This is a genomic window from Phaeovibrio sulfidiphilus, from assembly GCF_014861485.1.
Taxonomy (GTDB): domain Bacteria; phylum Pseudomonadota; class Alphaproteobacteria; order Rhodospirillales; family Rhodospirillaceae; genus Phaeovibrio; species Phaeovibrio sulfidiphilus.
The window spans coordinates 629,949-646,969 of sequence record NZ_JACZHT010000001.1 but is presented as its reverse complement, the minus strand read 5'-3'; the positions used below and the strand labels follow the sequence as shown (position 1 = coordinate 646,969).

The following is a 17,021-nucleotide window of genomic DNA, read 5'->3' as shown; positions in this document are numbered from 1 at the left end:
ACGGGGTGAGGGGGCGCGCGGACCGTAAGCGCCCGGTGCAACCGCCCCTGCCCGGTCGCCCGCTAGTCCTCGGAGGGTGGGGACGCGGCGGCGCGGAAATCCGTGCCGTTGAAGGCCGCCGCCAGAAGGGCCCGGGTATAGGGCTCTTTGGGCGCCTCGAAAATGCTGGCGGTGTCCCCGTGCTCCACGGCGCGTCCGTCCTTCATGACCAGGATCCGGGAGGCGAGCGCCCGCACCACCCGCAGGTCGTGGGAGATAAACACATAGGCCAGGGTGTAGCGCTTCTGGATGTCCCGCAGCAGGTCCACGATCTGGGCCTGGATGGTCACATCAAGCGCGCTGGTGGGCTCGTCCAGCACGATCACCGAGGGGCGCAGGACCAGGGCCCGGGCAATGGAGATCCTCTGGCGCTGACCGCCCGAGAACTCGTGGGGAAAGCGCGTCAGCACGTCCTCCCCCAGGCCCACCTCGGAAAGGACACGGGTCACCAGGGCCCTCGCCTCGTCTTTCGAGCGGGCCAGGCCGTGGACCGAGAGCCCCTCCCCCACAATCTGCTCGATGGTCCGGCGGGGTGACAGGGATCCGAACGGATCCTGAAACACGATCTGAAGCCCCTTGCGCCGGTCACGCATGGCCCGGCGGCCCAGGCCGTCAATCCGGTCGCCCAGGAAGACCACCGGCCCTTTCGATCGCACCAGCCGCAGGAGCGCCAGCCCGAGCGTGGTCTTGCCCGAGCCGCTTTCCCCCACGATGCCCAGGGTCTCGCCCGCGCGGACCGAAAGGGAGACGCCGTCCACCGCCCGGACCTCCTCGGTGACCCGGCCCAGGATGTCCTTGCGCAGCGGGAACGAGACCCGGATGCCGTCGCCCGACAGGACAACGGGCGCGCCGGGCTGGGCCACCGGGGGCTCGCCGCGGGGGGCGCTGTCCAGAAGCTGGCGCGTGTAGGGGTGGGACGGGCTGGAGAACAGCACGCGGGTGGGGGCCTGCTCCACAATCAGGCCGTCCTTCATGACGGCGACCCGGTCGGCCATGCGGCGCACCAGCCCCAGGTCGTGGGAGATGAAGAGCAGCGCCATGTTGAAGCGGCTGCGCAGATCCTCCAGCAGGGCCAGGATCTGGGCCTGGACCGTCACGTCCAGAGCCGTGGTGGGCTCGTCGGCGATCAGCAGGTCCGGCTCGTTGGCGATGGCCATGGCGATCATGACCCTCTGGCGCTGTCCGCCGGAGAGCTCGTGCGGCAGGGCGCCCAGCCGGTCTTTCAGGCGCTCGAGCCCCACCAGGTCCAGAAGCTCCCGAACCCGGTCGTGGCAGGCGCGCCGGGACAGTCCCTGATGCACCATCAGGGTCTCGGCAATCTGCCGCTCGATGGTGTGGAGCGGGTTCAGGGAGGTCATGGGCTCCTGAAAGATCATGGCAATCCGCTCGGCCCGGATCGAGCGCATCTGCCGCTCGGACAGGGCGCTTTCGGGGGAGGCCGCGTTCAGAAGCTCCTGCCCCTCCAGGCGGATGATGCCCTCGGGCCAGGACGCCACCCCCGGAGGCAGAAGCCTGGGCAGGGACAGGGCGGTAACGGATTTGCCCGAGCCGCTCTCGCCGACCAGGGCCAGGGTCTCGCCCCGGTTCACCGAGAAGGACACGCCGCGCACCGCGTGCACCGCGCCCTCCCCGCTTCCGAAGCGAACGTGGAGGTTCTCGACCTCGATCAGGGGACGGGTCATCGGGAGCCCCCCTTGCGCGGGTTGAAGGCGTCGCGCACCCCCTCGCCCACAAACACCAGGAGCGTCAGGGTGATGGCGATCACCAGGAAGGCGGTCAGACCCAGCCACGGGGCATTCAGGTTGTTCTTGCCCGCCATGAGAAGGCGGCCGAGCGAGGGCTCCGTCACCGGCAGGCCCAGGCCCAGAAGGTCCAGAGCCGCCAGGGTCGAGATGGAGCCCGTCAGAAGAAACGGAGCGAAGGTCAGGGTGGCCACCATGGCGTTGGGCAGGATGTGGCGCACCAGGATGGTCATGTCCCCCACGCCCAGGGCCCGGGCGGCGCGCACGTACTCGAAGTTCCGGGCCCGCAGGACCTCGGCGCGGACCAGCCCCACCAGGGCGGTCCACGAGAACAGCAGCATGATCAGGAACAGAAGACCCACGGTGGGCACAAACAGGGACATGAGAATGATCAGCACGTACAGGGACGGCATCCCCGACCAGATTTCCAGAAGCCTCTGGCCGATCAGGTCCACCAGTCCGCCGAAGTAGCCCTGCACGGCCCCCACCAGGATGCCCACCACCGACGACACCGTACACAGCCCCAGCCCGAACAGCACCGACAGGCGGAAGCCGTAGATCAGCTTGGCCAGAACATCGTTCCCCGAGTCATCGACCCCCAGCCAGTTCTGGGTGGACGGCGGCGCGGGGACGGGAAAGACGTTGTCCACGGTGGTCAGGTGGGAGAAGCGGATCGGAGGCCACAGGATCCAGCCCTTCGATTCAATTTCATCCACGGTGTAGGGGTCGGTGTAGACCGCGTTGCCCTCAAGGAAGCCGCCGAAGGCCTTGTCCGGGTAGTCCACCAGGACCGGGACGTACCACGAGCCCTCGTAGCGGACCAGAAGCGGGCGCTCGTTGGCGATGAACTCGGCAAACAGGCTGACGACGAACAGAACCAGGAAGATCCAGAAGGACCACCAGGCCCGCCGGTTCGCCCGGAAAACCTGAAGGCGCCGCCGGGTCAGGGGCGACAGGGAGAGGCGGGGCAGGATCCGGTGGCTCGTCATGTGCGGCTCTCGAAATCGATGCGCGGGTCAACAAGGTGGTAGGTCAGGTCGCTCACCAGGGTCAGCACCAGGCCAATCAGGGCGAAGATGTAAAGCGATCCGAACACGATGGGATAGTCCCGGCGCCAGATGGCCTCCACGCTCAGCAGGCCCAGGCCGTCCAGGTTGAAGATGGTCTCGATCAGCAGGGAGCCGGTGAACAGGATCGACACCAGGGCCACCGGAAACCCGGCGATCACCAGAAGCATGGCGTTGCGGAAGACGTGGGTCCACAGGATGCGGGTCTCGGACAGCCCCTTGGAGCGGGCCGTCACCACGTACTGCTTGTGGATCTCCTCGAGGAAGCTGTTCTTGGTCAGCAGGGTCAGGCTGGCAAAGCCGCCCACCACCATGGCCAGAACCGGCAAGGTCACGTGCCAGGCGTAGTCCTTGATCTTCTCCCAGACGGTGAAGTCCTCCCAGCCGGCCGAGGTCAGGTGCTGGGCGGGGAACCATTCCAGGTAGTTGCCTCCGGCGAACAGGACCACCAGGGCAATGGCGAAGACGAACCCGGGAACCGCATAGCCGATGGAGACAATCCAGCTGGTGATCACGTCAAAGCGCGAGCCGTCCCGCACCGCCTTGGCGATGCCCAGCGGGATGGAGACCAGGTAGATGATCAGGGTGCTCCACAGGCCCAGGGAGACGGAGACGGGCAGCTTCTCCAGGATCAGGTCGATGACCGGCTTGCCCCGGAAGAAGGAGTCTCCCAGGTCGAAGCGGGCAAAGTCCGCCAGCATGATGAAAAAGCGCTGGACCGGGGGCTTGTCGAAGTGGAACTGGGCTTCGAGCGCCGCCAGGCGGGCCGGGTCCAGGCCCTGGGCGCCGAGATAGCCCGAGGTCTCGCCTGCGGATCCGCCCGGGTGCTGGCCCAGGGAGGTCTTGCCCGAGGCCATCTCGCCCGCGGTGGTGCCCGAGAACCGGTCGGTGCCGGAGACAGCCAGATCGGCGCTCTCCGCCAGAAGCTGCTCGATGGGGCCGCCCGGGGCGAACTGGACGACCACAAACGCGACAAGAATGATCCCGAACAGGGTGAAGGGGATCAGAAGCAGACGCCGGAGAATATAGGACGCCATGCTAGCGCGTCTCCCGCCGGGGGAGCCCCGTGTTTCCCGGAAGGGTCCGGACGGGGGCTCCTGTCAGGCCCCGGCCCCTCACAGCATCGGCCCCGGAAACGCGCGGGGCGCCGGTTCCACCTGGGTGGAGCCGCTGGCGGTCACCTCGCGGATGGCCAGGCCCCGCTCGGCGACGCCGTCGGCGCGGAACCGGAACAGTCCGCCCGCGCCCACAAAGCCGTGGGGGTTGCGAACCGTCTGAAGGGTGATGGCGTTCGGTCCGGTGCGCACCAGAACCGCCGCCAGCGCTGTGGCATCGTGGCCCAGCGCGGCAATGTCCGAGGGCGAGGCCCCGTACATGTTCTCGTACTTCTGCCGGAAGGCAGAGATGCCGGCCTCGTCCGGGGCCGGGAAGCGGGCTCCGGTCAGGGTCCGGTTCCGCCCGAGGCCCGGGTCCGAGTCCCACAGCATGGTGCCCAGGATCATGACCGGACCGGATTCAATGCCCGACATGGCCAGCTGGTTGGCCACGGAGGTCAGTCCGGCGCCGGTGTCGGCAATCAGCAGGGCGTCGAAGCTGCCCCGGGAGCGCAGGCGGCTCATGGCCACGTCGGCCCCGGCGCCGCCGGGCTGGTAGCTCTCCGCGCCCACAAGCCGCATGCCGGTCTGGGCGGCGACGCTCTGGGCGGCCTCGGCGGTCTTGCGGCCGGCGGGGGTGTTGGGCACCAGAACCGCGACCGAGTGACGGCCCTTCTGCACCGCGTGCTCGAAGATGCGCCGCAGCTGCTCGGCGGGGACAAAGCCGATCAGGTTGACCGCGCCGCCGGCCACCGTCGCGTCCGAGGAGAACGCCACCACCGGGATGCCCGCCTCGTTGGCCACCGGGGCAACCGCCCGGACCGAGTCGGCAAACAGGGGCCCGACGATCATGCGCGCGCCCTGGGAAACGGCGCTGCGGGCCGCCTGGGCGGCGCCCTGGGCGGTTCCGCCCGTGTCGTAGGGCTGGAGAACAAAGTTCGCGGGGCCGATCTCGATGGCGGCGATCTGGGCCGCGTTCAGCAGCTCCTGCCCCACCGCGGCCGCCGATCCCGACAAAGGCGCCAGAAAGGCCACCCGGATCGAGGCGGTGTCGGCCAGCATGCCGGTCCCCAGGTCCGTGCCGGTGACGCTGACCGTGGGATGGGCCGCCGGAGGGGCCGGTTCCTCGGTTGACGGGAACGCTCTTCCGGAGCCACCATTGGCGCAGGCCGCCAGAGACAGCGCCACAAGCGCGGCAAGGACAAACCGGAACGGACGGACCGCACCGTCGAAATGCTTGATTTCGCCAGGCACCGCTTGATCTCCCTGATGGAAACGAACGAGAAACGTGAAATACACTAACGATACCCTGCCCGGAAGTCCATTGCCTCCCGGACTTTATGTGGTCGGAACGCCCATAGGAAACATGGGCGATATGACAGCCCGGGCCCGGGAATATCTGGCCCGCTCCCACCGCATCGCCTGCGAGGACACCCGGGTCAGCGGCTCGCTTCTGAAGCGCCTGGGGCTGTCGGGCACCCTGGTTCCGTACCACGACCACAACGCGGATGCCCAGAGGCCCCGCATCCTGGAGTGGATTCGGGCCGGAGAGGCTGTGGCCCTGGTCTCGGATGCGGGCATGCCGCTGATTTCCGACCCGGGCTACAAGCTGGTGCGCGACTGCCGCGAGGCCGGTCTCTACGTCACCACCGCGCCCGGGCCGTCGGCGGTTCTGACGGCTCTGGCCCTGTCCGGCCTGCCCACCGACCGCTTCCACTTTGCGGGCTTTCCCCCCACCGGGGGCGGGAAGCTGGCCCGCTTCTGCGAGGAGCTGGCGGGCGTGCCGGGAACCCTGGTCCTGTTCGAGGGGGTCTCCCGGCTGGACCGGACGTTCGAGGCGCTTGCGGTGGCTCTGGGCGGGCAGCGGCAGGCGGCCCTGTGCCGGGAACTGACCAAGCTGCACGAGGAGGTCCGCCGCGGAACCCTCGAGGAGCTGGCGGCCTTCTACCGCGAGGCCGGGGCTCCCCGGGGCGAGGCCGTGATCGTGGTGGCGCCCGCCGAGAAGGGGGACGGCCCCGATGCGGACACCGTCGATGCCCTGCTGGGCGCCGAGCTGGCTGCGGGGCGCAGTGTCCGGGACGCGGCTGCCGAGGTCGCCGGGAAAACCGGCCAGCCCCGGCGGGCCCTCTACCAGCGCGCCCTGGAGCTGGAGCGCGGCGACAGCGACGGTGATAGCGACAGAACGGATCCCGCCCGGTGACAGGCCCTGCCCTGCCCCGGAGCCCCGGTCCGCCCCGGTCCGGGGCGGGTGCCGGTGACGGAGCCGGTGCGCGGGTCCGCCGGGGCGCGGCCGCCGAAACCCTGTGCGCCCTGACCCTGTGGCTGGACGGCTGGGAGATCCTGGCCCGCCGGGTGCGCTTCGGTCGGGGGGTGGCGGCGGGGGAAATCGATATCATCGCCCGCAAGCCGCCGGTCCTTGCCTTTGTGGAGGTCAAGGCCCGGACCCGCCCCGACGCCCTTCCCCACGCCCTGACCGACCGGCAGCGCAGGCGGATCGAGAACGGTGCGGCTGCCTGGCTGGCGTTCAATCCCCAGTTGCCGGGTACGGACGTCCGCTTTGACCTGATGTCGGTCACGCCGCCCGGGGCGGGGACCGGCGGTTCCTTCGGGCGCGTGACACATCTTCCGGATGCATGGCGTCCCGGTTAACCCCCCGTTATGAACTTCAGGCCTACTCTTTGGGAACTGTCCCGAGGAACCAGGGGGGCCACCGGCGATGATCTCCGGCCCGAAACACCACCAGCCTGCCCTCCCGCACCGTGGCTCCGGCCCTGATCTGCGGACCCTCCGGCGACTGGGGTTTATGCTCGCTCTGGGTGTACTATCGTCCGGCCTGTCCGCCTGCACGCCCTACGGCATGATCGCCGAGGTCGCCTGGAGAACGGCGGACTCGGCGGCCTCGGAGCGGGGTGCCGGGGGCGCGGCCCGGGACCTGGGCATCCAGACCGCCCTGAACGGGGCCTTCCTGTCCGAGAGCGCGGGGCTGTTTGCCCGGACCAACACCACCGTGTTTGACGGTCGGGTTCTTCTGACCGGTGTCGTCCGGAGCCCCGAGGCCCGGGCCCGGGCCACCGTGCTGGCCTGGAACGTGGCCGGGGTGAGCGACGTGGTCAACGAGATCCAGGTGGGCGAGCCGGACATGGTGGACTCCGCGCGCGATCTTCTGCTGGCCGAGCGCTTTGAAACCACACTGGCACTGGACACCGGCATCTCCCAACGCAATTATCGGGCTCGGATCGTTGGTCGTGACCTTTACCTCTTCGGAATTGCGCGCGACACCCGGGAACGTGACCTTGTTCTGGCCTATGCCCGCGCCTGTCCGCGTGTGCGCACGGTGACCGACCACACCCTTCTGAAGGGCGAGGACGGGCCGGGGGGAACAGGGGACGGTTCCGCCTATGCCGAGCTGTCCCGGGCTCCGTAGGGGCCTCGTCCGTCGATCCTGCCTTCTCTCTCGCGAGCGGCTCCGACCACCGGGGCCCGCGATCCACTGAAAGCCGGTAGACGAGACCCATGAGCACACCCCTTCGCGTTGCCATTCAGATGGACCCCGTCGAGCACATCGACATCAACGGGGACTCCACCTTCGTTCTTGCCCTGGAAGCCCAGAAGCGGGGGTACGAGCTGTCGTATTATGGTCCCGGCGCCCTCTCCATGGAGGACGGCCGGGTCGTGGCCCGGGCCCGCCCGCTCCAGGTCCGCCGCGAGCCGGGCAACCACGCGACCCTGGGCGAGACCCGGGTCCTGGACCTGGAGGCGGATGTGGACGTGGTGCTGATGCGCCAGGATCCGCCCTTCAACATGGCCTATATCACCGCCACCCACCTTCTGGAGCGGGTCGCCGCAAAGACCCTGGTGGTGAACGATCCCGCGAGCGTGAGAAACGCCCCCGAGAAGCTGTTCGCCACCGAGTTCCCGGATCTGGTTCCGCCCACCCTGGTCAGCGCGGACCGGGAGGCCATTGCGGAGTTCCGGGCCCGCCACAAGGACATCATCGTCAAGCCGCTGTACGGAAACGGCGGCGCCGGGGTGTTCCACCTGAAGCCGGAGGACGAGAACCTCAACGCCCTTCTGGACATGTTCCAGGGCTTCCTGCACGAACCGGTCATGGTGCAACGCTACCTGCCCGAGGTGCGCGAGGGCGACAAGCGCATCATCCTGATCGACGGCATTCCGGCGGGGGCCATCAACCGGGTTCCGGCGGCCGGGGAGGCGCGCTCCAACATGCACGCAGGGGGCCGCCCGGAGAAGAGCACCCTCACCGCCCGGGACCGGGAGATCTGCGCCGCCCTGGGCCCGGTGCTTCGGGAGCGGGGCCTGATCTTCACGGGAATCGACGTGATCGGCGGCTACCTGACCGAGATCAACGTCACCTCCCCCACCGGCCTGCAGGAGATCAACCGGTTTGACGGCTGCTGCCTGGAGGCCGCCCTCTGGGATGCGATCGAGGCCCGGCTGGTCTCCCGCCGGTAACCCGGCCCCTTGGGTGCGGGCCGTGTGCGCTTCGGGCGCCCGGCCCTGCCCCCGTTGCCGGGGATGCGGGAACGTTCCGGCATCTGACCCCGGGTTTTGAAGGTTTTGGCTTTTCTCGGAGCGCGACCTGTGATATTGCAGGCGCCTTCAGGGTAGGCTCTGTCAAAAGGGGCCGGCCCCCTTATCGCCGTTCCCTGTCCACCCCGCGCGCCCGGCCCGTGTCCGAAGCGTGCCCCGTCACAAGGAGTAGGAATCCTGGTTCAGGTTCTTGTTCGCGACAACAACGTCGACCAGGCGTTGAAGGCGCTCAAAAAGAAGATGCAGCGCGAAGGCGTTTTCCGTGAAATGAAGCTCCGCCGCAATTTCGAGAAGCCCTCGGAGAAGAAGGCTCGTGAGCAGGCCGAGGCCGTGCGCCGCGCCCGCAAGCTCGAGAGAAAGCGCCTGGAGCGCGAAGGCTTCTAGGCCGGTCCCGGATCTCCCGGGACCAAACCCTCGATTCCATCGAGAGCACTGCCGATAACCGCCCCCGCCCCGTGCGGAATGGGCGGTTTTGGTGCGTGGGCCAACGGCTTTGTGCCGGGCGCGTCCCCGGCCTTCTGACTGGCCCGAGTCGGCCCCGGGCCCCGTTTGTGCTCAGGTGTTGGCGGCGCGAATCCGGCCCCCCGGCGCGGCTGCGGCGGGGAGGGGCTCGCCCGGCTGCGGCCTGTTTGCCGGGCCGTGGCCCGCGGGGTGTGTCCCTGCGGCTTTCCGGCCGGCTTTTCCGGCTCCCTTTGCGCCGGTGGCCGTCCCGGGGGCGATCCCGGTCACGGATTCGATCACCCGGGCCAGTTTCCGGATGGCCGCCTCCATCTCGTGGGGGGCGTGGCTCGCAAATCCCATAAGAAGACCCGCCTGGGGCGGCTGCTCAATGTGCAGGTCCGTGAGCCCCAGAAGATCAATTCCCTCGCGCAGCGCCGCGTCCACAATGGCCTGCTCCGGCAGATCCCGCACAAACAGGCAGGGCATCTGGAGCCCTCCGGTGGGAACCTGCGGCTCCATCACCTCTCCCAGATACGTGTGGACCAGCTGGGCCAGCTGGTCCCGGCGCCCCGCGTAGACGGCGCGCATGCTGCGCACATAGGCGCCGTAGTGCCCGCCCTCGATAAACCGCGCGAGCGTGAGCTGGGGGACCGTGGCGTTGTGTCCGTCCTGAAGGGTGCGGGCCACGGTCATGGGCTCCACCAGGGAGGGGGGCAGGACCATGTACCCGATGCGCAGACCCGGAAAGAGGGACTTGGTGAACGTGCCGACGTAGATCGTCCGCTGGTGGGGGTCCAGGCCCTGGACGCAGGCCGTGGGCTTGCCCGCGTAGTGGAACTCGCTGTCGTAGTCGTCCTCGATAATCCAGCTGCCGTGCTGCCAGGCCCACTCGATGATCCCCAGCCGCCGGTCGAGGGACAGGGTCGCCCCCGTGGGGAACTGGTGGGAGGGCGTCAGGAAGATGGCCCGCGGAGCGCCCCCCGGGCCGCTGACCGCCTGTTTCAGGGGCTCCAGCTGCAGGCCGTCCCCGTCCACGGGGATGGGGACACAGACCAGCCCGGCGGCCTCGAAGGCCTTGCGGGCGCCGTGGTAGCCCGGATCCTCGACCAGGATCCGCTCCCCCGGATCCAGAAGCACATGGGCGCACAGGCTCAGCGCCTGCTGGGAACTGGTCAGCACCAGAACCCGGTCCGGAGTCGCGTTGGCGCCCCGCTCCAGGTTCACATAGTCGGCGATGACCTGCCGCAGCGGCTCCACGCCCTGGGGAGCGCTGTAGAGCAGGGCCCGGGCACCATGCTCCTTGAGCATCTGGCGCTCCAGCCGCTCCCAGGTGGCGATGGGAAAGCTGCGGGCGTCCGGGGCGCCGGCGGCAAACGGGCGGGTGACCGGCATGCGCCGGATCCCGCCGGTGCGGAACATGGCGTGGCCGCGCTCGCTGAGGTGCGGGGTCTCGGCCGGATGCGCGGGGTGCGGGGCCTCGGCCGGATCGGCGGGGTGCACCGCCCGTTCCCGGACGGGGCGGTGGTAGGCCCGCTCCGATACGAAGCTGCCGCTGCCCACCCGGCGCTCGATGAAGCCCTCGGCGTGAAGCTGTCCGTAGGCCGACTCCACCGTGTCCCGGGAGACCCCCAGGGACGTCGCCAGGGCCCGGGAGGCGGGCAGGGGGCGTCCGGCCTCCAGGACCCGGTCCAGGATCATCTGCCGGATCGCCCGCTGGATCCGGATGTGCAGGGGCAGGGCGCTGTTCGCCGGGGCGACGATCCAGGCCTTGACGGATTCAAGCTGGGCGTGACGGAACAAGTGGTCTGCCTGTCTTTTGAAAATTGGCCGGTCTAATCAGTCCATTCTAGCGCTATAGTGGGGGATAGCAATCGGGCATGTCCCGAGAGTGTCCGGTTTCTCATGCTCTGTCCTGGAGCCGTTGCCTGATTATGTTCGCCGTCGAGTGTTTCCGGTGTTTCCGGTGTGCGTTCCCAAGTCCGCAGGCCCGCCGCATGGCAGGCCCTGTCCGCTCGGGCGCGTTTCGGCCGCACCGGGGTCGGGGTGTTCCGGGAGTTCCCGGTTCGGACGCTCCGAAGGCGATTGCACGGCTTCCCGCGGTGGCGTTTGCGCGGCTTCCCGCGGTTTCGCCGGCGCGGACCCGGGCGGTGCCAGGGGGGGCGGTGGTCCGGCCCGCAGTGCAAGGGGGGCCGGTGGTTTGGCTCGCAGTGCCCCGGGGCCCGGCAGAAGGGCTGGCCCCTTCCGGCACGCGGGAGCGGCGCCTGTCCCGGCGTGGGTCCGGGATGCCTGCGCTTTTGCGTCCCCTGAGAGGAGGGCGAGTCCATGTCCTTTCTGCTTGAGACACCAACCCGGCACGAGGCCCACGGCCTTTATCCCGAGCCCTCCACCGAGGAGGAGTTCCGCCAGGCGCTCGCGGGCGTCCGGGCGCGCATGGACGCGGCCTGCCGCCGGGTGGGGCGCGATCCCGCCGGTGTGCGGCTTCTGCCCGTCAGCAAGACAAAGCCCGAGTCCAGCCTGCGCGCGGCCTACGCCGCCGGATGCCGGATGCTGGGCGAGAACACGGTGCAGGAGGCCTGGCGCAAGTGGGAGGCCCTGCAGGATCTTCCGGACCTGCGCTGGTCGGTCATCGGGCACCTGCAAACCAACAAGGCCCGCCAGGTGGCCCGATTCGCCAGCGAGTTCCAGGCGCTCGACAGCCTGCGGGTGGCCGAGGCTCTGGACCGCCGGCTTCAGGTCGAGGGGCGGGGTCTGGATGTGTTCGTTCAGGTCAACACCTCCGGGGAGGCCAGCAAGTACGGCCTGGCACCCCGGGACGTGGCCGCGTTTCTGAGAAATCTCCCGGTGTACTCGGGCCTGCGGGTGCGCGGGCTGATGACGCTGGCGGTGTTTTCCCACGATCCGGCCCGGGTGCGCCCGTGCTTCCAGCTGCTGCGCGGTCTGCGCGACCGGCTTCGGCAGAACGTCCCCCGGGGCGTCGAGCTGGACGGGCTGTCCATGGGCATGTCCGGTGATTTTGAGATTGCTATCGAGGAAGGCGCCACTGTGGTGCGGGTCGGGCAGGGGATTTTTGGGGCCCGGGCCCTTCCCGACAGTCATTACTGGCCCGTGATTTGTCAGGACGGATCCCCATGATTTCTAACGGTTCGGTACGCGTTCCGGGTGCACTTCAGTACGACGTGGTGTCGGTGCAGTCCCTGGTGGTCTACGGGCGGGTGGGCAACTCGGTTGCCGTGCCGGCGCTCGAGGCGCTGGGGCTGACGGTGGCCTCGGTGCCCAGCGTTGTTCTGAGCAACACCCCCGACTACCCGACCCTGCACGGCGGGGCGCTGCCTCTCGACTGGTTCACCGGATACCTGGAGGATCTGGACCGCCGGGGCGCGCTCGAGTCCCTTCGCGCCGTGCTGACCGGCTACCTGGGCACGGCCGAGCAGGCCGGGGCTCTGGCCGCCTGGATCCGGGCCCTGCAGGCCCGGCGTCCGAACCTGCGGGTCGTGGTCGATCCGGTGCTGGGCGACTCGGAGGACGGCCTCTATGTGGATCCGGACCTGGCCGCCGCCGTCCGGCGGGATCTGGTGCCGCTCGCGGACGGGCTCACCCCCAACGGCTTCGAGCTGGGCTACCTCACGGGCATGCCGGTCGACGATATCGACAGCGTGCTGGCCGCCGCCCGGACCCTTCTGACCGGCCGCACCCGGTGGGTTGCCGTGACCAGCGCCGCCTCCGATCCTGCGGAGCCCCCGGATGCCGAGGGCTCGAGGGAGATCCGGGTGGTTCTTGTGACCCGGACCGGGTCGTGGCTGCTCTCCCACCCCCGTTTGGAGGATGTGCCCAAGGGGACCGGTGACCTGTTCTGCGCCACCCTGACCGGGCACTGGCTGGGCGGAGCCGACGTGTCCGAGGCCGCGACCCGCGCCTGCCAGCATCTTGTGCGGGTCTTGCGTCTGACGCAGCAGGCGAACTGCGGCGAGCTTCTGGCCGCCCCCATGGGCTTCTGCGACGGGGACATGGGCGACATCATCGTGCGCCAGATCGGGGTCCGGCCCCTCGCCTCGCCGTTCATGTTCCGGCCGGAGATGTCATGATGGATCCCGACACGTCATACCTTATGAAGGCTTACGCGCGTCAGCCCGTATCGTTTGTCCGCGGGAGCGGCGCCCGCCTGTGGGATGAGAACGGCGTGGAGTATCTGGACGCCATGGCCGGAGTGGGGGTGACCAGCCTCGGCCACGCCCACCCGGAGGTCGGGGATGCCATCGCCGGGCAGGCGGGGATCTTGCTGCACACGTCCAACATTTTCCGGGTCGGCTGGCAGGAGCGTCTGGGCAAGCGTCTGTGCGCCCTGTCCGGCATGGGCAAGGCGTTCTTCTGCAACTCCGGAGCCGAGGCCAACGAGGCCGCCCTGAAGCTGGCCCGCCTTCACGGCCATCGCCGGCAGGTCTCCAACCCCCGCATCCTGGTGATGGAGAACGCCTTCCACGGCCGGACCCTGGCAACTCTGTCCGCCACCGGAAGCCGCTCCGCCCAGTTCGGTTTCCAGCCTCTCCTGCCCGGGTTTGTTCGCGTTCCCTACAACGACATGGAGGCCGTGCGCCGGGCGGCCGAGCGCGATCCGGAGATCGTCGCGGTTCTGGTCGAGCCGGTTCAGGGCGAGGGCGGTGTCCGGGTGGCCCGTCCCGGCTATCTGCAGGAGCTGCGCGATCTGTGCGACCGCCAGGGCTGGCTTCTGATGGTGGACGAGATCCAGACCGGGCTGGGGCGCACCGGCGCCTGGTTCGGCCACCAGCACGCGGGCATTGTTCCCGATGTGATGACGCTGGCCAAGGCCCTGGGCAACGGCATCCCCATCGGTGCGTGCCTTGCCCACGGCCCTGCCGCCGAGCTTTTTGAGCCGGGTCTTCACGGCTCGACCTTCGGAGGCAATCCGCTCGCCTGCCGGGTGGCCTGCACGGTTCTCGATATCATGGCCCGGGACCGGCTGCCGGAACGGGCTGCCGAACTGGGGCGCCGCCTGCTGGACGGACTCCGGGCAGCTCTGGACTCCCATCCCGGGGTCGTGACCATCCGGGGGCAGGGGCTTTTGGTGGGGATCGAGATGACCCGGCCTTGCGGCATTCTCGTGGGCCGCGCCCTGGAGGAGGAGCGCCTGCTTCTGACCGTCACCCGGGACAGCACGATCCGCCTGCTGCCGCCCCTGGTGTGTGACGGCGCGCAGATTGATGACATCGTGGCCCGGGTCACGCGGCTTCTGGAGCCCCTGCGGGAGGGCTCTGCCCTTCCGGCGGCGCCTGCCGAATCCGCTGCGGAGTCTCCGGAGGATCCGGCGGCTGTTGCTGTTCCGGCTCTCTCTGCGTCGGCGGTTCTGGGACGTCCGGACCCGGCGGAGGCGGAGCCCGCTTTCGCCCCCGGCTGGCCCGGCGGCGTGACCGGCTCTCCGGACGCGGACGGATCCGGCGCTCCGGCGGTTCCGGATGACCCCCGGCCCTAGGCTTTGAGCCTGCGGGTCCGGGTGTTTGCCCCGGGCTGCGCGCCGGTCCCTTATGCGGGGGTGCGCGTTCCGTGTCTCCCGGGGCGCTCCGTGTCCTGGGGGTCATCGGGCGGCCCCTCCCCGGCGGGGCAGCCGTGTGCCGGGAGAGTGTTGCAACGGGATCGGACCGGGTTGCACAGGCAATCCGTTCCGGCCGGTCCCGCTCCGGGAGAGTCCACGGATGGCGGACACCCCATGGTCTGTCGGGCTTTTCCGTGCGGGACCGGATCCGGGAAGGATCCGGTCAGGCTTCGGTCACGGGAACGGGGTCAGGATGCAGCCGGTCCGCACGGACCCGTAGCGTCGGTTGCGCCCCCGGCCCCTGCACCCTCTGCATTTTCCGTTCCGGTTTCCCCGGTCTGCCCGGCCTCGCGCAGGGACTCCCGCATGGACTCGCTGCGCAGCTGACCGCAGGCGGCCAGGATGTCGCGCCCCCGGGGCTGGCGGATCGGCGACGTGAAGCCCGCGTCGTTCAGAAGCGCGGCGAACCGTTCCATCCGGGCCTCGCTGGAGGGCTGGTAGGGCGCTCCGGGCCAGGCGTTGAACGGCAGCAGGTTGAACTTGCACGGAATGCCCCGCACAAGACGGATCAGCTCCCGGGCGTCCGCATCCGAATCATTGATCCCGTCCAGCAGAAGGTACTCGAACGTGATCCGCCGGGCGTTGCGCGCTCCGGGGTAGGCGCGGCAGGCGGCCATCAGCTCCGCCAGGGGGTACTTCTTGTTGATGGGCATGATGGCGTCGCGGATTTCGTCCGTGGCGGCGTGCAGCGAGATCGCAAGCCGGACGCCCAGCTCGGTTCCGCAGCGCCCGAACATGGGGACGACTCCGGCGGTGGACAGGGTGATGCGCCGGCGCGACAGGGCCGTGCCCTCGTCGTCCATCAGGATATTGAGAGCGTCACGGACGTTGTCGAAGTTGTGCAGGGGCTCGCCCATGCCCATCACCACGATGTTCGAGAGCTTGCGGGCCTCGTCGGTGGGCGTGGGCCACTCGCCGAACAGGTCGCGGGCCACCAGGAACTGCCCGACGATCTCGGCGACGGTGAGGTTGCGCAGGAACGGCTGGGTGCCGGTGTGACAGAAGCGGCAGTCCAGCGTGCAGCCCACCTGGGAGGAGATGCACAGGGCGCCCCGGTCCGTTTCGGGGATGTAGACCATTTCGGCCTCGCGCCCGTCCGAGAAGCGAAGCAGCCACTTGACGGTCCCGTCCTCCGAGGTCTGGGTGCGCACGATCTCCGGGCGGGCGAGGGTGCAGGTCTCCGCCAGCCGCTCCCGCAGGGCGGCCCCAAGCGATGTCATGCGCGAGAAGTCCGTCGCACCCTGGTGATAGATCCAGTGCCAGAGCTGTTTTGCGCGAAAAGGACTCTCTCCCTGCTCGGTGAGGAAGGTCTTTACTTCGTTCTTCGTTAAGTTGATAAGGTTCACTTTATCATCATTCTGCTATATAAGGGAGAAGTCCCACTTGCAACGCAAGGCGGAAAGGCTCCCCTTTTTCGTGGGCGGAGCCGGGACCGGAGAAACGGAGGCTATACCCGCCAGCCTGCCGGCCAGCAACGGTTTTCCCGGGGGCATCCGGGGCGCCGTATCCCTATGGGGCGGGGAACAGGGTTCGCGTGTCTTGACCCGGGCTTGGACAGCTTTTACCGGGGCGACCAGGCACCAAGACATAGCCGAAGATGAAGGAATGGAAAATATGGTCAAAAGGCTTGCTATCGGGGTTGCCGCTGCCGCTCTTCTCACCGGGTGTGCATCCAGCGACTACAACTGGATTACCGAAGACCCGTGGGATTACGAGGCTGTCTCCCAGATGCCCTGCACCGGAACCGCGTTCGACGCCGCTCTGATGAAAGAGTACGTGGCCCTGGCCGACTACGAGTACGGCGGGCAGTACAGCGGTGGAGACTGGGCATCGGTCGAGTACTACACCGGCAAGGCCAAGATGGCGGCCCAGGGCCGGACTCCGTCGCCGACGGATCCCGCGACGCTCGAGACCGGCAGCCTCGCTCCGGAACTCGCCGCCGCCCGCGCGGAGCTGGTTCGCGTCCTCGCCTCGGGCGTGACGTCCACCAACCCGGATGCCTCGGCCAAGGCGCAGGTCTCCTTTGACTGCTGGACCGAGGAAGCCGCCGAGAACCGTCAGCCCATCCGCATCCAGGAATGCCGGGCCGACTACGAGGAGGCCATGATCGTTCTGCGCGGCTCCCCGACCGGCATCCACTTCGCCACCGGCTCCACCGCCGTTGACCGCGAGGGCGTGCGCACCATCGAGACCGCTGTTGCCCTCTACAACACCAGCAAGGCCAACAGCCTGAAGCCCCGCCTGGTCGTGACCGGCTACACGGACACCGTCGGCTCCGAGAAGACCAACCTGGCCCTGTCGCAGCGCCGGGCCGAGGCGGTCGTCAAGGCTCTGGTGAAGCGCGGCGTGCCCCAGAGCGCCATCGTGGTGCGCGCCAAGGGTGAGGCCGACCTGGCCGTTGCCACCGGCGAGAACGTGGCCAACCGCCTGAACCGTCGCGTCGAGATCACCCTCGAGCAGTAAGCGCCGGTTTTCCGAAAGG

Annotated in this window: 15 protein-coding genes; 9 read left to right on the top strand and 6 right to left on the bottom strand. The window is 68.9% G+C overall.

Features of this window, described 5'->3' with window-relative positions:
• Positions 1-62: 62 nt before the first annotated feature.
• The 4 genes from IHV25_RS02685 to IHV25_RS02670 all read right to left on the bottom strand — a co-directional run bounded on the left by IHV25_RS02685 (position 63) and on the right by IHV25_RS02670 (position 5,196).
• The gene (locus tag IHV25_RS02685) at positions 63-1,721 is read right to left on the bottom strand and encodes an ABC transporter ATP-binding protein (protein WP_192533409.1); all 1,659 of its coding nucleotides are present in this window, start codon (positions 1,719-1,721) and stop codon (positions 63-65) included.
• Positions 1,718-2,770 carry an ABC transporter permease gene (locus IHV25_RS02680; RefSeq protein ID WP_192533408.1) on the bottom strand — a complete coding sequence of 351 codons (1,053 nt, stop codon included), beginning with the start codon at positions 2,768-2,770 and terminating at the stop codon, positions 1,718-1,720. Before IHV25_RS02680 ends, IHV25_RS02685 begins: the two co-directional genes overlap by 4 nt.
• The gene (locus tag IHV25_RS02675) at positions 2,767-3,885 is read right to left on the bottom strand and encodes a microcin C ABC transporter permease YejB (RefSeq protein WP_192533407.1); all 1,119 of its coding nucleotides are present in this window, start codon (positions 3,883-3,885) and stop codon (positions 2,767-2,769) included. Before IHV25_RS02675 ends, IHV25_RS02680 begins: the two co-directional genes overlap by 4 nt.
• Before the next feature lie 78 nt (positions 3,886-3,963).
• Positions 3,964-5,196 carry a penicillin-binding protein activator gene (locus IHV25_RS02670; RefSeq protein WP_338048573.1) on the bottom strand — a complete coding sequence of 411 codons (1,233 nt, stop codon included), beginning with the start codon at positions 5,194-5,196 and terminating at the stop codon, positions 3,964-3,966.
• Between the two features lie 34 nt (positions 5,197-5,230).
• On the opposite strand from IHV25_RS02670, the gene rsmI reads away from it, so the two are divergent.
• The 5 genes from rsmI to rpsU all read left to right on the top strand — a co-directional run bounded on the left by rsmI (position 5,231) and on the right by rpsU (position 8,877).
• A complete protein-coding gene (gene rsmI / locus IHV25_RS02665; protein WP_338048572.1) occupies positions 5,231-6,142 on the top strand; it encodes a 16S rRNA (cytidine(1402)-2'-O)-methyltransferase in 912 nt (303 codons plus the stop codon).
• A gap of 101 nt (positions 6,143-6,243) precedes the next feature.
• On the top strand, positions 6,244-6,591 hold the full coding sequence (locus IHV25_RS02660) for a YraN family protein (protein ID WP_242018768.1): 348 nt from the start codon (positions 6,244-6,246) through the stop codon (positions 6,589-6,591).
• A 154-nt stretch (positions 6,592-6,745) separates the two neighbouring features.
• The gene (locus IHV25_RS02655) at positions 6,746-7,366 is read left to right on the top strand and encodes a BON domain-containing protein (RefSeq protein WP_192533405.1); all 621 of its coding nucleotides are present in this window, start codon (positions 6,746-6,748) and stop codon (positions 7,364-7,366) included.
• An 89-nt stretch (positions 7,367-7,455) separates the two neighbouring features.
• Positions 7,456-8,415, top strand: coding sequence for a glutathione synthase (gene gshB, locus IHV25_RS02650; RefSeq protein ID WP_192533404.1), 960 nt, complete (start codon positions 7,456-7,458; stop codon positions 8,413-8,415).
• 255 nt (positions 8,416-8,670) lie between these two features.
• Entirely contained in the window at positions 8,671-8,877 is a 207-nt protein-coding gene (rpsU, locus tag IHV25_RS02645) for a 30S ribosomal protein S21 (RefSeq protein ID WP_192533596.1), read from the top strand.
• A 171-nt stretch (positions 8,878-9,048) separates the two neighbouring features.
• On the opposite strand, the gene pdxR is transcribed toward rpsU, so the two are convergent.
• On the bottom strand, positions 9,049-10,734 hold the full coding sequence (gene pdxR, locus IHV25_RS02640) for a MocR-like pyridoxine biosynthesis transcription factor PdxR (protein ID WP_192533403.1): 1,686 nt from the start codon (positions 10,732-10,734) through the stop codon (positions 9,049-9,051).
• Between the two features lie 522 nt (positions 10,735-11,256).
• On the opposite strand from pdxR, the gene IHV25_RS02635 reads away from it, so the two are divergent.
• Genes IHV25_RS02635 through IHV25_RS02625 form a run of 3 tightly spaced genes read left to right on the top strand, consistent with a single transcriptional unit; the run spans position 11,257 to position 14,419 of the window.
• Positions 11,257-12,066 (top strand): YggS family pyridoxal phosphate-dependent enzyme, encoded by an 810-nt coding sequence (locus tag IHV25_RS02635; protein ID WP_192533402.1) that lies wholly within the window; start codon positions 11,257-11,259, stop codon positions 12,064-12,066.
• The gene (pdxK, locus tag IHV25_RS02630; RefSeq protein WP_192533401.1) at positions 12,063-13,016 is read left to right on the top strand and encodes a pyridoxine/pyridoxal/pyridoxamine kinase; all 954 of its coding nucleotides are present in this window, start codon (positions 12,063-12,065) and stop codon (positions 13,014-13,016) included. The genes IHV25_RS02635 and pdxK overlap by 4 nt, the downstream gene beginning before the upstream one ends.
• Positions 13,013-14,419, top strand: coding sequence for an aspartate aminotransferase family protein (locus IHV25_RS02625; protein WP_192533400.1), 1,407 nt, complete (start codon positions 13,013-13,015; stop codon positions 14,417-14,419). The genes pdxK and IHV25_RS02625 overlap by 4 nt, the downstream gene beginning before the upstream one ends.
• A gap of 308 nt (positions 14,420-14,727) precedes the next feature.
• Here IHV25_RS02625 and rlmN read toward each other — a convergent pair whose 3' ends face one another.
• Positions 14,728-15,885, bottom strand: a complete 1,158-nt coding sequence (rlmN, locus tag IHV25_RS02620; RefSeq protein WP_192533399.1) for a dual-specificity RNA methyltransferase RlmN — start codon at positions 15,883-15,885, stop codon at positions 14,728-14,730.
• A 268-nt stretch (positions 15,886-16,153) separates the two neighbouring features.
• Here rlmN and IHV25_RS02615 point away from each other — a divergent pair, with 268 nt between their 5' ends.
• On the top strand, positions 16,154-17,002 hold the full coding sequence (locus IHV25_RS02615; RefSeq protein WP_192533398.1) for an OmpA family protein: 849 nt from the start codon (positions 16,154-16,156) through the stop codon (positions 17,000-17,002).
• Positions 17,003-17,021 lie beyond the last annotated feature (19 nt).